This is a genomic window from Mesorhizobium muleiense, assembly GCF_900099905.1.
Classification (GTDB): domain Bacteria; phylum Pseudomonadota; class Alphaproteobacteria; order Rhizobiales; family Rhizobiaceae; genus Mesorhizobium; species Mesorhizobium muleiense.
Genome location: NZ_FNEE01000003.1, coordinates 376,384 through 390,031, shown reverse-complemented (window position 1 = coordinate 390,031; position 13,648 = coordinate 376,384). Strand labels below are relative to the sequence as shown.

Here is a 13,648-nt window from a genome sequence, read left to right as displayed (position 1 = left end):
AGAGCCTTCCTGACCCAAAGAGCTGCCGCCTAACCCGGAAAGGCTCCAGACGCCGCCAATGCCTCATCTCCCTGACCATCTGCTCACCGGCTACCGCAATTTCATGAACGGCCGCTATCTCGCCGAAAGCGGACGCTATCGCTCGCTTGCTCGCGAGGGCCAGGCCCCCGAAACGATGATCATTGCTTGCTGCGACTCCCGCGCGGCACCCGAGGCGATCTTCGACGCTGGCCCCGGCGAACTCTTCGTGCTGCGCAATGTCGGCAATCTGGTGCCGCCCTATGCGCCCGACGACCAGTTCCACTCGACCTCGGCGGCGCTCGAGTTCGCCGTGCAGAGCCTCAAGGTCAAGAACATCGTGGTGATGGGCCATGGCCGCTGCGGCGGCATCCGCGCGGCACTCGACAGTACCGCCGCGCCGTTGTCGCCCGGCGACTTCATCGGCAAGTGGATGAGCCTGATTGCGCCGGCGGCCGAGACCGTTTCGTCCAGCACCTTCATGACGGCGACCGAGCGGCAGACCGCGCTCGAGCGCATTTCGATCCGCTATTCGATCGCCAATCTCAGGACCTTTCCCTGCGTCTCGATCCTGGAAGGCAAGGGACGGCTGTCGCTGCACGGCGCCTGGTTCGACATCTCGACCGGCGAACTCTGGGTGATGAACAAGGACACCGGCGACTTCGAGCGGCCGGAGATGACGTAGGAGGGTTGCATGGCATGCCGTTCGATCGCTTTGGCCGCAGCGGCGCTGCTGTTTTCAGTCATATCCGCCCGCGCCGACGACGGTGCGCTCATCGGCCGCTGGTATGCGGCGCTGCTGGTCGCCGATCGCACGGAACTGTCGGACCTGCTTGCCGACGACGTCCGGATAAAACTCGACGATCTCGGCGTCGTCCAGACCAAGCAGGAATTCATCGCCTCCATCGACGACTGGGAGGGCGCAGTCGCCGGGGCTGAAATCCGGCATCGGATCGAGAAGACCGAGGGCGGCGTCACCACTGTGATCGCCTGTTATGATTTCCCCAATAACGACGTGCTGATGCAGGAAACCTTCGCGATCGCCGACAACCGCATCACTGCCAGCTCGCAGGCGGCGATCGCCGAAAACTGCGATAGCTACTGACCAGCCGCGATATTGCGTGCGGCAAGCCAGCGCCTTACATCGGTGATGCTCGCGCCCTGCCTCCACAGTCACTCAGCGAAAGCCCCTCACTTAACGGAAGAATGCCCATGCCGTCCGCCGTCGACCTCGCCGCCCATCCGCTGACCACCTGGCAAGGGCCGCTCGGCCTGCCCGATTTCACCCGCATCGGCGACGGCGATTTTTCCGGGGTTTTCGATGCGGCATTGACGGCGCACGAGGCCGAGATCGAGGCGATATCAGGCAATGCCGAGACCCCGACCATCGAGAATACGCTTGCAGCACTCGAGCTTGGCGGCGAGGCGCTCGACCATGTCTCGTCGATCTTCTGGTGCCGGGCCGGCGCCCACACCAACGAGGCGATCCAGGCGCTTGAGCGCGACATCTCGCCAAAGATGTCGCGGCATTTCTCGGCGATCTCGATGAACGAGAGGCTGTTTGCCCGCATCGACGAGCTCTACCAGCGCCGCGACGCCCTGAAGCTCGATGCCGAAACGCTGCGGGTGCTGGAAAAGACCTGGAAAAATTTCGTCCGTTCCGGCGCCAGGCTCGACGCCGCGGGCAAGAAGCGGCTGGCGGCGATCAATGAGGAACTATCGTCGCTGGGCACGAATTTCGGCCAGAACCTGCTTGCCGACGAGCGCGACTGGGCGCTGTTTCTTGACGAGGCCGACATTGCCGGCCTGCCGGAATTCCTGAAAAGCGCGATGGCCGAGGCCGCGGAGATGCGCGGCCAGAAGGGCCGCTATGCCGTCACACTGTCGCGCTCGATCTACGAGCCGTTCTCGACCTTCTCCGAGCGCCGCGACCTGCGCGAAATCGCCTTTCGCGCCTTCACCATGCGCGGCCAGAACGGCGGCGCCACCGACAACACCGCCGTGGTGCGCGACATGCTGCGTCTGCGCGCCGAAAAGGCGAAGCTGCTCGCCTATGCTTCCTATGCCGCGCTGAAGCTCGACGACACCATGGCAAAGACGCCGGAGGCGGTGCATAAGCTGCTCGACCCGGTCTGGGAAAAGGCGCTGGAAAAGGCCGCAAGCGATCAGATCGAATTGCACCGGCTGGCGGCCGAGGCCGGCAGCAACGAAGAATTCGCCGCCTGGGACTGGCGCTTCTATCAGGAGAAGCTGCGCGCCGAGAAGTTTGCCTTCGACGAGTCCGAGCTGAAGCCCTATCTGCAGCTCGACCGCATCATCGACGCCTGTTTCGACGTGGCGACAAAATTGTTCGGCATCAGCTTCGAGGAGAAGCAAGGCATCGCCACCTGGCATCCGGACGCGCGCGTTTTCATCGTCAGGAATGCCGACGGCAGCGAGCGCGGGCTGTTCCTGGCCGACTATTTCGCGCGGCCCTCAAAGCGCTCCGGCGCCTGGATGAGCGCGCTGAAGTCCGGCTACAAGCTTGGCGATGGCTCCAGGCCGGTGATCTACAACATCATGAATTTCGCCAAGCCGCCGGAGGGCGAGGCAGCGCTTTTGTCGGTCGATGAGGCCAAAACCCTGTTCCACGAATTCGGTCATGCGCTGCATGGCATGCTGACCGAGGTCACCTGGCCGTCGGTCGCGGGCACCTCGGTCAGCCGCGATTTCGTCGAACTGCCCTCGCAACTCTACGAGCACTGGCTGACGGTGCCGGCGGTGCTGGAAAAGCATGCGCTGCACGTGAAGACCGGCAAACCGATGCCGAAGGCGCTGGTCGACAAGATGCTGGCGGCGCGCACCTTCGGCGCCGGCTTCGCCACGGTCGAGTTCACTGCCTCAGCACTGGTCGACATGGCCTACCACGCACGGCCGGACGCGCCGGACGAGCCGCTTCGTTTCGAAGCCGAAACGCTCGAGAGGCTCAACATGCCCGACACCATCGCCATGCGCCACCGCACCCCGCATTTCGGCCACATATTTGCCGGCGACGGCTATTCGGCCGGCTACTATTCCTACATGTGGTCGGAGGTCCTCGACGCCGACGCCTTCGCCGCCTTCGAGGAGACGGGCGACCTGTTCAATCCGGCGCTGGCCGAGCGGCTCAGGAAAAACATCTATGCCGCCGGCGGTTCCAAGGACCCGGAAGAGCTCTACATCGCCTTCCGCGGCAAGATGCCGTCGCCCGAAGCGATGATGGCCAAGCGCGGGCTGGTGTAGAGCGAGGGCCAACGGAGGACCAATCGCCAACCTCGGTGGACCGACGATGTCTGATCACAAGCACCTCGCAGCAGGCCACCTCAACGCGGCGCGCTTAGCCGCCACCCAACGCCTCGACGGCTTTCGCCAGCGCCGCCGGATCGCCTGATATGCGCAGCGTCTTCAGCCGGGCCGTGCCGCCGGCGATGACCGAGACGGCCGATCGCGGCACGCCCAGCGCCTTGGCGACCAGCCGTTCGAGCGCCTGGTTGGCGGCGCCGTTTTCCGGCACGGCACGGACGCGGGCCTTCAGATGGCTTCGCCCGTCTGCCGAGATCTCGATGCCTTGGAGCCTGTCCATCGCCGCTTTCGGCGTCAGCCGGACGAACAGGTCGACGCCGTCGTTACGCGGGCGAAACGGCCCGGTCATGGAACCGCCGTCAGACGACCAGCGGCGCCACCGTGGTGAGCAGGAACTGCCGCAGGAAGAACAGGATCAGAAGCAGGATGATCGGCGAAATATCGATGCCGCCGAGGTCGGGCAGGAAGCGGCGGATCGGCCGCAGCGCCGGCTCGGTCAGCCGGAACAGCATGTTGCTGACGCTATCGACGAACTGGTTGCGCGAGTTGACGACGTTGAAGGCGTAGAGCCAGGAGAAAATCGCCGAAGCGATGATGATCCACCAATAAATGTCAAGCGCCAGGACAATGGTCTGAATGAGGGCTATCATGCCGGTCTCCGATTGTTGCCGACATGTAGCCATTGCAGGCGGAGGCGGCAAGAGCCAGCTTCGCGGCACGGCAGGCCGGTGGCTGGCCGCCCAGCTTTTGGGCAAAACGCCGTCTTGACAGGAAACCGCCGCGCCCGATAAATGCGCCCATTCCGCTGGACGGGGCTGTAGCTCAGCTGGGAGAGCGCGTCGTTCGCAATGACGAGGTCAGGAGTTCGATCCTCCTCAGCTCCACCAGCGGATTTTTACCTCAGTAAAATCAAGAAGATAGCTGTACCGGCACCCCGAACGCGCTCTGGCGGGCTTTGAGCTTGGGGCTTAAACCTGGCCATCAAGCCATTCCCTCAGATCGGGGTCCTCGTGACCTTCAGGGATAGGCGGTCTCGTTCTGACGTACCAGATCACGCCAAATCCAACTGCCGCCCACGCGCCAGCAACCACGAATGTGATGATGTCAGTCACTTCAAACCCCTAAGCCCAACCCACAATTAGCTCGGCCGAAAGCGCCCCACAAGAGCTAATCTGGTCGTTGCCGGAGTGGGCTGGCGCCCAGCCAAGGGAAGTCCTGCTGTTGTCAGACGCCTAACTAAATCCAGCCGTTCCGCACGGCTGTCACAGCCGCTCACGATGGCCTGCTCTGCGACGATCCGATGGCATTCGTCAGACAGGTTTGCGCATTGCCGGCGGCGACACGGTTGAAGCGGCCTGCACAATCGGCATAGTAGGCCGGTCGTGAACCACGGGAGGGCCACATGAAGCTCGGATTGCTCACCGCACCGTTTGCCGACACCCCGCTTGGCGAGGTCGCCGACTGGGCAAGTTCTGCCGGCTTCGAGGCGCTGGAGATCGCCTGCTGGCCGAAATCCTCAGGCGCAGCCCGGCGCTATGCCGGCACCAGCCATATCGACGCCGCCTCGACCTCGGCCTCGCAGGCCAAGGAAATCGCCGCCGCACTGGCGGAAGAGAACCTGTCGATCTCCGGCCTCGGCTTTTATCCCAATCCGCTGCATCCCGATGCCGCCCACCGCAAGGCCGTCGTCGATCATTTGAAGAAGGTGATCGTGCTGGCGAGCCATATGGGCGTGCCTGTCGTCAACACCTTCTGCGGCGGCGACGCCTCAAAAACCATCGACGCCAACTGGCAAGAGGCACTCAAACTGTGGCCCGATATCATCGCCCATGCGCGCGACAACGGCGTCAAGCTGGCTTTTGAGAACTGCCCGATGATCTTCAGCTACGACGAATGGCCGGGCGGCCACAACATCGCCTATTCGCCCTATATCTGGCGCCGCATCCTCGAGGCATGGGGCGGCGACGTCGGCATGAACTTCGACCCGTCGCATCTGGTCTGGCAGATGATCGACCAGGCCCGCTTCATCAGGGAATTCGGCCCGTACATGCTGCATGTCCATGCCAAGGACCTGATGATCGATCATGATGGGCTTTACGAGCGAGGTATCCTCTCGGCCGGCATGGGCTGGCAGGTGCCGCGCATGCCGGGGCTTGGCGATGTCGACTGGAATGTGATCTTCTCCGGCCTCTACCGCGCCGGCTACGACGGAGCCATCATCATCGAACACGAGGACCGGCGCTTTGAGGGAAGCGACGACGACGTCAAGCGCGGCTTTCTGCTCGCCCGCGACATGCTGCGCCCCTTCGTGAAATGAACCCCTTTTCGAACTGAACTGAAAAACAAGGTGGAGGAAGACTGAAATGAAAAAATATCTGGCAATGATCCCGCTGCTTGCCGGCGCGGCGTTTCTGGCTTCGGCGGGCGTCTCGTCCGCTGAAGCCAAATACACGATCGGCGTCTCCAACACGGTGCAGGGCAATGGCTGGCGCGAGGAGATGATCTGCGCCATCAAGGCGCAGGCGCTTGCCTCCGGCGAGGTCACCAAGCTCAACATCGCCCATCGCAACACCGACGCCGCCGGCCAGCTCGAGGACATCCGCAACCTGATCAGCGCCAAGGTCAACGCCATCGTCGTCAACCCGGCCGATCCCGCCGGCATCAAGTCAGCGCTCGAGGAAGCCACCAAGGCCGGCATCGTCGTCGTCGCCGTCGACCAGGCGGTCACCGAGCCTTCGGCCTACATCATTTCCAACAACCAGGAACAGTACGCCTATCTCGGCGCCAAATGGCTGTTCCAGCAGATCGGCGGCAAGGGCGACGTTGTCTACATGCGCGGCGCCGCCGGCGCCTCGGCCGACAGCGACCGCGACAAGGGTTTTAAGAAGGCGCTTGCCGAATTCCCCGACGTCAAGGTCGTGCATGAGGTCTTCACCGGCTGGCAGCAGGACCAGGGCAAGCAGCAGATCCTCGACTTCATCGCCACCGGATCGCCGTTCAACGGCATCTGGACCTCGGGCATCGACAATGTGATCGTCGATGCGCTGGTCGAGTCGCAGACGCCGCTGGTGCCGGTGGTCGGCGCCGACAATGCCGGCTTCGTCGGCCAGCTGAACTCGGTCGAAGGCCTTGTCGGCGCGGCGGTGACCAATCCTGGTTCGATCGGCGGCGCTGGCGTGACCCTGGCCCTGCAGATCCTGAACGGCAAGAAGCCGGCGGAGCAGACCGTTCTCGTCGAGCCGCAGCTGTGGGAGAACGCCACCGAAGAGGGCAAGGCCAAGCTGAAGGGCGTCGCCGATCCGTCGCTGAGCCCGGAATGGCCGGTCTCGATCTCCATTCCGGAATGGACCACCTACACCAAGGAGCAGATCATCGCCTGCAAGGGCCCTGGCGAGTAATCGCTGCCGCGCTTCTGCCTTCTCCCCTTGTGGGAGAAGGTGGATCGGCGCGCAGCGCCGAGACGGATGAGGGGTGCTGGAGAGACGTTGGTGTTCCCTGGAACACCTCTCATCCGACCTCGCTTCGCGAGGCCACCTTCTCCCACAAGGGGAGAAGGCAGGATCGCCATTTTAGACAACTTGCAACGAGAGCAACGCGATTTTGACCACCAACCCTCTCCTGGACGCCACCGGCGTCGTCAAGACTTACGGCGCAGTGGTGGCGCTGCGCAACGCGTCGCTGTCGGTTCTGCCGGGTGAGGTTCACGCGCTGATGGGCGCCAACGGCGCCGGCAAATCGACGCTGGTCAAAATCCTGACCGGCGCCATCCGCGCCGATGCCGGGCATATCCTGATCCGCGGCGAGACGCGCGACGTGCGCTCGCCCGCCGATGCGCGCCGCGCCGGCCTGCTTCCGGTTTACCAGGAACCGTCGCTGATCCCCGATCTCGACGTCGCCTCCAACCTTCGCCTGACCGACACGCCGGTCGAGCCGTTCCGCGCCTGGGTGCGCGAACTCGGCATTCCCGACCTCGACATACGCGACACCGCGCGCGACATCCCGCTTGCCGTGCTGCGCGTGCTCGATCTGGCGCGGGCGCTGGCGGTCGAGCCCGACGTTCTGCTGCTCGACGAGATGACCGCAGCATTGCCGGCTAACCTTGCCGAAAAGGTGCTTGAGGTCGTTCGCCGCCAGGGCGACAGCGGCCGTTCGGTGATCTTCATTTCTCACCGTTTTGTCGAGATATCGGCGCTTTGCGATCGCGCCACCGTGCTTCGCGACGGCGAGACTGTCGGCGTCGTCGACATCGAGCCGGGCGTCGAGGAGCGCATCGTCGAGATGATGCTCGGCGCAAAGATCGAGAAAACGCGCGTGGCGGCGCGCCAGGCGAGCCAGGTCGCTTCGCCTGGGGATAGCCGTCCGCGCCTCGGCGTGGCGAACCTTCGTGTCGGCAGCAAGCTCAACGATGTGTCGTTCGATCTGGTGAACGGCGAGGTCGCGGGTGTGGTCGCGCTCGAGGGGCAAGGCCAGGACGAGCTCTTCGCCGCGCTTGCCGGCTCCATCCGCCCGTCCGGCGGCACCATCGAAGTCGACGGAAAGCCGGTGAAATTCGCGCATCCGGCGGATGCGATCCGCGCCGGCATTGCCTATGTGCCCGGCGACCGCACCGAAGCGCTGACCATGCAGCGCTCGGTGCGCGAAAACATCGCGCTGCCGTTCAGCGCCGCCTTGCGCAACTGGGGGCCGATCAGCATGGCGCAGGAACGCTCAAGGGTCGTCAGTGCGATCGAGCGGCTGCAGATCGACACCCGCGCCCAGCGCGAGGTGCAGCGCCTGTCCGGCGGCAACCAGCAGAAGGTGACGATCGCCCGCTGGATCGCAGCCGAGGCACAGACCATCCTCTGCTTCGACCCGACGCGCGGCATCGATGTCGGCACCAAGCAGGAAATCTACAAGCTGCTGCGCGAACTCGCCGACCAGGGCAAGTCGGTGCTGTTCTATACATCGGAGCTCGAGGAGGTGCAGCGTGTCTGCGATCGCGTCATCGTCATCTTTGGGGGGCGCGTCGTCGACGTCTTCCCCGTCGAACTCGCCGACGAGCCGGCGCTGATGCGCGCCGCCTACGGTTTGCCGCGCGGCGCCAAGGTGGACGTCGGCATTCTTGCCGATATCCACTCGAGCCCGGTGGCGAAACCTTGACCCGCCTCGTCCGCCGTCAGGGCTGGGTCGCCGGTCTGCTTGTCCTCTTCGTGGTCCTGCTGGTGATCACCAGGCTCATCCAGCCGGGCTATGGCAGCGGCGATTTCGGCTCGCTGGTGCGCGCGGTGCTGCCTTACGCCTTTGCCGTGGCCGCCCAGACGATTGTCGTCATCGCCGGCGGCATCGATCTTTCCGTCGGCGCGATGATGGCGCTGACCAGCGTCACCGCCGCCTCGATGATGGACGGCGCCAGCGAGGAATACGCGCTTTTTGTCGTTCCGTTCGTGCTGGCGATGGGGCTGGTGCTGGGCGCCGTCAACGGCATGCTGATCGTCGTCACTCGCGTGCCCGATATCGTCGTCACGCTGGCCACCCTGTTCGTCCTGCAGGGCGCGGCGCTGCTGGTGCTCGGCGCGCCCGGCGGCGCGGTGGCCGAATGGCTAAGGGCGACCATCGTCGGCACCGTCTCGATCCCGGGCTTGCCAGAAATCTCTGCCTGGATACCGAAGGCGCTGGTGCTGCTGGTCGTCTGCCTGTGCGTCATCTGGATACCACTCAAGCGCTCAAAACTCGGCCTGTCGATCTACGCCATCGGCAGCAGCGAGCTCGCCGCATTTCGCAGCGGCGTGCCGGTCGCGCGCACCAAAATCATCGCCTATGCCCTGTCGGGGCTTTTCGCTGCCATGGGCGGGCTGGCGCTGACCATGAGCACAGGCATCGGCGCCCCCATTCCCGGCCCCTATCTTCTGGCCAGCGTGGCGGCGGTCGTGCTCGGCGGCGTTGCATTGGGCGGCGGCAAGGGCGGCCTGCTCGGCCCGATCGTCGCCGTCTTCGTGCTGCGGCTGGTGCGCACCGACCTGACGCTGCTGGCCATCGATCCCAACGTCACCGCAATCATCGAGGGCGCGATCATGGTAGCCGTCGTCATGTTCGGCGCGTTTATTACCATGAGGGGGCGGCAATGATGAGCAATGGCGTAAGGCTGGTTTACGGAGATGGCGCTCTACGGCGCCCCCCTCTGTCCTGCCCTCTTTGCCACCACTTGGCATCTCCCCCACTTGGGGGGAGATCGGACGGCGCGACGGCTTTCGCCAATTGTCGACGTTGCAAGAATGAGCGAGGCGCCGAAGCTGCCAATCTCCCCACCTGTGGGGGAGATGTCCGGCAGGACAGAGGGGGGCGCCGTAGAGCGCCATCTCCCGGCAAGCGCACCAACATCGCGCCACCCCAATCGCGAGCAACCCCATGAGCACAACCGCGATCCAACCGGTCCCCTTCGGCCGCCGCCTCAAGCGCTTCATGGCCGACCGGCCGCTGATCCCGCTGATCATCCTGCTGGTCATCCTGGTGGTGGTGCTGCAGATCCTGCGCCCCGGCATCGTCAACGAGCGGTGGCTTGCCAACACGGTCAAGTTCGCCATCCCGCTGGCAATTCTTGCCGGCTGCCAGACCATGACCATGCTGACCGGCGGCATCGACCTGTCGGTCGGAACCGTGGCGACGATGAGCGCTTTCATCATGGCGACGCAGGTCGTCAATCATGACCCGGCGGTGGCAATCCTGATCGCCTTGGTGCCGGCGGTGCTGATCGGCCTGGTCAACGGCATCGGCGTCGGCGTCTTTCGCGTGCACCCGCTGATCATGACGCTCGGCACCAGCCTGATCGGCACCGGCTGCCTGCAGGTCTATCAGCGCACAGTCATCGCTTCGGGCGCCAAGATACCGCCCTTCCTGGCCTGGCTCGGCACCGGCCTCACCTATGGCGTGCCCAATGCGCTGCTGCTGTTCGTGCCGATCGCCGTCCTCATCGTCTTCACCTTGAACCGCACCGGCTTTGGCCGCCTTCTTTACGCGGTCGGCGACAATGAAGGGGCGGCACGCCTGTCCGGCGTCCGCTACTGGCAGGTCATATCAGCGCTCTACGTCATCTCGAGCGTGCTCGCCGGCATCACCGGGCTGCTCTACATCGGCCTGATCAAGGCGCCGTCGCTGTCGCTGGCCGAACCGCTGGTGCTGCCTTCGGTGGCAGCCGCAGTGATCGGCGGAACCTCGATCTTCGGCGGCCGCGGCGGCTACACCGGCACCATCATCGGGGCGCTGATCCTCACCGTGCTGACGACCCTGCTGACCATCCTGCACATGCCCGAAGGCGCGCGGCGGATACTGTTCGGGCTGATCGTGCTGTTCGTCACGGCGGCTTATTTGAGGATTATTGAGGATCGGTAGAAGAGGGCTGACGCGAGCAGCTGCTTTTGACCCGGACCGGACATCGGCGATGGCCAAGGCGGAGGTCGGTAACAAGTGTGGTGAGGGGTCATTCGCGGACAATCAGCATGGCGAGCTAGCCTCGATCCCGGAATTTGATATCCTCCGGGCATGCGACTATAACCACGCACGGGCTAGGCAGCCCCAATTCTGACCGAGGCACTGTGATGCCATACTCAACGCCCGCCAACGAGGCGGAGCGGCTTGTCGCGGTTCGCGCGCTCAATATTCTCGATACCGCGCCGGAGATCGCTTATGACGACATTGGCGAACTGGCTGCGCAGATTTGCCATTGCCCCGTAGCCTATGTCAGCTTAATGGACGACGACCGCCTCTGGCTAAAGGCCAAGTACGGTCTTCCGCCGAACTTTAACCAGTGTCCGCGCGAAATCGCATTCTGCGCAACGACTGTTTGCGGCACCGAGATGGTCGTAGCGCCCGATCTGCTCATGGATGCCCGATTCAATCAAATCCCCTTTGTTACGGGCGAACCGCACTTCAAATTCTATTGCGGCATTCCGCTTGTGACCGAAGCAGGTTATGCGTTGGGGACACTTTGCGTGATGGATTTCGTGCCGCGTCATCTGACCTTTGAACAGGGTGAGGCACTACGCCGCCTTTCGCGCCAGGTGCTGGCCCAATTGGAGCTGCGCCGCAAACTCATCGAGTTCGACCAGGCACTGAAAGAGCTGGACCACGCGCATGTGGACTTGGTCGCAGAGAAGGCGCGTACCGAAGAGCTGCTCATCAACATCCTTCCAGTGTCAGTTGCCGACGAGCTCAAAAAGAGCGGCAAGGTGCAGCCGAAATATGAGCCATCGGCGACGATCCTGTTTGCGGACTTCAAGGGTTTTACCCTGTTGGCCGAACGCATGGAGCCAGCCGCGCTCATCGGGCTCCTGGACCAATATTTCACAGCTTTTGACGAGATCGTAACGCGCCATGGGCTGGAAAAGATAAAGACGATCGGCGATGCTTACATGGCCGTTGCCGGCGTGCCTACGGCCAATCGCCGGCACCCGATCGATGCCTGCCTCGCGGCGCTGGAAATCCACGCCGTCACGGCGCGCATGAAGGCGCAGCGCGAGAAGATGCGGTTGCCGGCACTGGAGTTGCGTGTCGGAATCCATACTGGGTCGGTCATATCGGGCGTCGTCGGCCGGCGGAAGTTCACCTTCGATATCTGGGGCGATGCGGTCAACACGGCTGCGCTCATGGAAGCGAATGGCGCTCCCGGACGGGTCAATGTTTCGGAGACGGTGGCCGGGAATGTCAAGACGTTATTCGAACTGGAGCCGCGTGGCGTCGTCGAGACCAAGCACGGTCGCAGGCTTGAAATGTTCTTCCTTAACCGGCTGAAGCCGGAGTTTTCGCGCGATGCGGATGGCCGCATGCCAAGCGAAAAATTCGTCACCGAATGCAACCGACTGCTCAGCGGCTTTCTCGGTTAGAGACAAGTAAACGCGGCTGGGGCGGAATGCGGTATGTCGAGCGATTCCGCCGGCAGCCCGGTCATGCGGATACTCCTTCACAACTCCCCAAGCTTCATTGTAGCGCTCAGGCTGTGAACCGGCGCCGCAGTGTGACCCACCTGCCACTGAGATTTCAACGGCTTATCGTGCCGATCGGCGCGGAGACCCGACGCCGATTGACAAACGTCCACAGCCGAGACTCTGCTCCGGCACTCGATAAAGGCGCGCAGCTCCTCGTCGGTGGCGGCTTCTAGTTTCGGCTCCCGGAACTCCGAAAGGAGATACGTGAGCTAGTCGATCGGATTGAGGATCCGGTGTACTAGCTCGCCTCGGCTTCGTGCGATGATCGGTGTTGACCCCATAAATGACGTCCGCGTGCTGGGCATCGACGACAGCTCGTGGCGCTACCTGTGCATTCCGGGAACGAGAAATTCGAAGGCTGGCCACTGACATCCACTGAGCGACTCGTGGCCGGAAAGTCGCATTAGATGCAGTGTCGAACCTTACGAATGTCGGCACGGTTTTGGCGATCGCCTAAGCGCGGAAAGCAGGGCGGCAGGTGGCACAAACCGCCGAAACCTCCGGCGGAAGTCCGTCACCCGAAATCATAGCCACCACGGCCTTGGCCGCATGGATACCCTACGCCGCCTGAACGATCTCGACCAGTTCAACGTCGAACACCAGATCCTTTCCGGCCAGCGGATGATTGCCGTCGAGCTTGACGCTGGCGTCGTCGACGCCGACGACCGTCACCTGCATGGGGCGCCCTTCGGGGGTTCTGGCCTGCAATCGAGTACCGATATCGACGTTGATGTTGTCCGGCACCCTGGCGCGGTCGACGGTCATGACCGCTTCGGGGCGGTGGGGACCATAGGCGGCGTCGGCGGGAACGGTGACGGTGCTTTTCGCGCCTACCTCCATGCCCTCGACATGGGTCTCAAGGCCGGGGATCACTTGCCCTTCACCGAGCTTGAATTGCAGCGGTTCGCTGCCGGAAGAATCGAATTGAGTGCCGTCGGCTAGACGTCCAGTATAATTGATGCGCACGGTGTCGCCATTCTTGGCCTGTGTCATGGCAGTCATCCTTTGGGATTTTTTGAGGGACCGGCCAGAGTTCACGGTCCCGTTTTCGATCATCCACGCACTAAGGTGCGCGGCGCGAAACTCTAAAACTAGGGGCCTGGCTGCCGATGTAAACCCACAATGCCGATTGAGCCACCTGCGTAAAGACAGGTCGCGGAGGCGGACTGGGATCTGTTCGCCAAGGATCTGGGGCGCGCATTTTCGAGCATGTCGTGGCGACAGAGATTGCGAAGACTCTGATCGGCCACCCACCCCGCGGTTTTTGGCGTTTGCTGATGTTGAGCGACGTCAGCTTTCGCCCAAGCGCATCAACCTTCAACAGCCAAGCTCCCCTGCTCCGCCTCCTCGGC

The 13,648-nt window shown here is 63.4% G+C and carries 12 protein-coding genes and 1 tRNA gene; 10 read left to right on the top strand and 3 right to left on the bottom strand.

The annotated features are described in order from the left end of the window. The first annotated feature begins 58 nt into the window (after positions 1 to 58). The 3 genes from BLT09_RS09440 to BLT09_RS09430 all read left to right on the top strand — a co-directional run bounded on the left by BLT09_RS09440 (position 59) and on the right by BLT09_RS09430 (position 3,279). The gene (locus tag BLT09_RS09440; protein ID WP_027154606.1) at positions 59 to 703 is read left to right on the top strand and encodes a carbonic anhydrase; all 645 of its coding nucleotides are present in this window, start codon (positions 59 to 61) and stop codon (positions 701 to 703) included. 9 nt (positions 704 to 712) lie between these two features. Beyond that, a complete protein-coding gene (locus BLT09_RS09435) occupies positions 713 to 1,123 on the top strand; it encodes a hypothetical protein (protein ID WP_091592369.1) in 411 nt (136 codons plus the stop codon). A 101-nt stretch (positions 1,124 to 1,224) separates the two neighbouring features. Next, the gene (locus tag BLT09_RS09430) at positions 1,225 to 3,279 is read left to right on the top strand and encodes a M3 family metallopeptidase (RefSeq protein ID WP_091592367.1); all 2,055 of its coding nucleotides are present in this window, start codon (positions 1,225 to 1,227) and stop codon (positions 3,277 to 3,279) included. Between the two features lie 94 nt (positions 3,280 to 3,373). On the opposite strand, the gene BLT09_RS09425 is transcribed toward BLT09_RS09430, so the two are convergent. Together BLT09_RS09425 and BLT09_RS09420 are read right to left on the bottom strand one after the other, a co-directional pair. Then, the gene (locus tag BLT09_RS09425; protein ID WP_091592365.1) at positions 3,374 to 3,688 is read right to left on the bottom strand and encodes a DUF167 domain-containing protein; all 315 of its coding nucleotides are present in this window, start codon (positions 3,686 to 3,688) and stop codon (positions 3,374 to 3,376) included. Between the two features lie 10 nt (positions 3,689 to 3,698). Further along, a complete protein-coding gene (locus BLT09_RS09420) occupies positions 3,699 to 3,989 on the bottom strand; it encodes a YggT family protein (protein WP_023800489.1) in 291 nt (96 codons plus the stop codon). Positions 3,990 to 4,150: 161 nt separating this feature from the next. On the opposite strand from BLT09_RS09420, the gene BLT09_RS09415 reads away from it, so the two are divergent. The 7 genes from BLT09_RS09415 to BLT09_RS09385 all read left to right on the top strand — a co-directional run bounded on the left by BLT09_RS09415 (position 4,151) and on the right by BLT09_RS09385 (position 12,194). Beyond that, positions 4,151 to 4,226 (top strand) — tRNA-Ala (locus BLT09_RS09415). A gap of 515 nt (positions 4,227 to 4,741) precedes the next feature. Further along, positions 4,742 to 5,656, top strand: a complete 915-nt coding sequence (locus BLT09_RS09410; protein WP_091592363.1) for a sugar phosphate isomerase/epimerase family protein — start codon at positions 4,742 to 4,744, stop codon at positions 5,654 to 5,656. A 46-nt stretch (positions 5,657 to 5,702) separates the two neighbouring features. Beyond that, complete coding sequence (locus BLT09_RS09405) at positions 5,703 to 6,737, top strand: ABC transporter substrate-binding protein (RefSeq protein ID WP_091592362.1); 1,035 nt, start codon at positions 5,703 to 5,705, stop codon at positions 6,735 to 6,737. A 202-nt stretch (positions 6,738 to 6,939) separates the two neighbouring features. After that, positions 6,940 to 8,478, top strand: a complete 1,539-nt coding sequence (locus tag BLT09_RS09400; RefSeq protein ID WP_091592359.1) for a sugar ABC transporter ATP-binding protein — start codon at positions 6,940 to 6,942, stop codon at positions 8,476 to 8,478. Next, entirely contained in the window at positions 8,475 to 9,443 is a 969-nt protein-coding gene (locus BLT09_RS09395; RefSeq protein WP_091592357.1) for an ABC transporter permease, read from the top strand. The genes BLT09_RS09400 and BLT09_RS09395 overlap by 4 nt, the downstream gene beginning before the upstream one ends. A 280-nt stretch (positions 9,444 to 9,723) precedes the next feature. Continuing rightward, on the top strand, positions 9,724 to 10,704 hold the full coding sequence (locus BLT09_RS09390) for an ABC transporter permease (RefSeq protein WP_091592356.1): 981 nt from the start codon (positions 9,724 to 9,726) through the stop codon (positions 10,702 to 10,704). Between the two features lie 356 nt (positions 10,705 to 11,060). Next, complete coding sequence (locus BLT09_RS09385; RefSeq protein WP_167366380.1) at positions 11,061 to 12,194, top strand: adenylate/guanylate cyclase domain-containing protein; 1,134 nt, start codon at positions 11,061 to 11,063, stop codon at positions 12,192 to 12,194. A 660-nt stretch (positions 12,195 to 12,854) separates the two neighbouring features. On the opposite strand, the gene BLT09_RS09380 is transcribed toward BLT09_RS09385, so the two are convergent. Further along, entirely contained in the window at positions 12,855 to 13,289 is a 435-nt protein-coding gene (locus BLT09_RS09380; RefSeq protein WP_077381007.1) for an FKBP-type peptidyl-prolyl cis-trans isomerase, read from the bottom strand. Between the last annotated feature and the right edge of the window lie 359 nt (positions 13,290 to 13,648).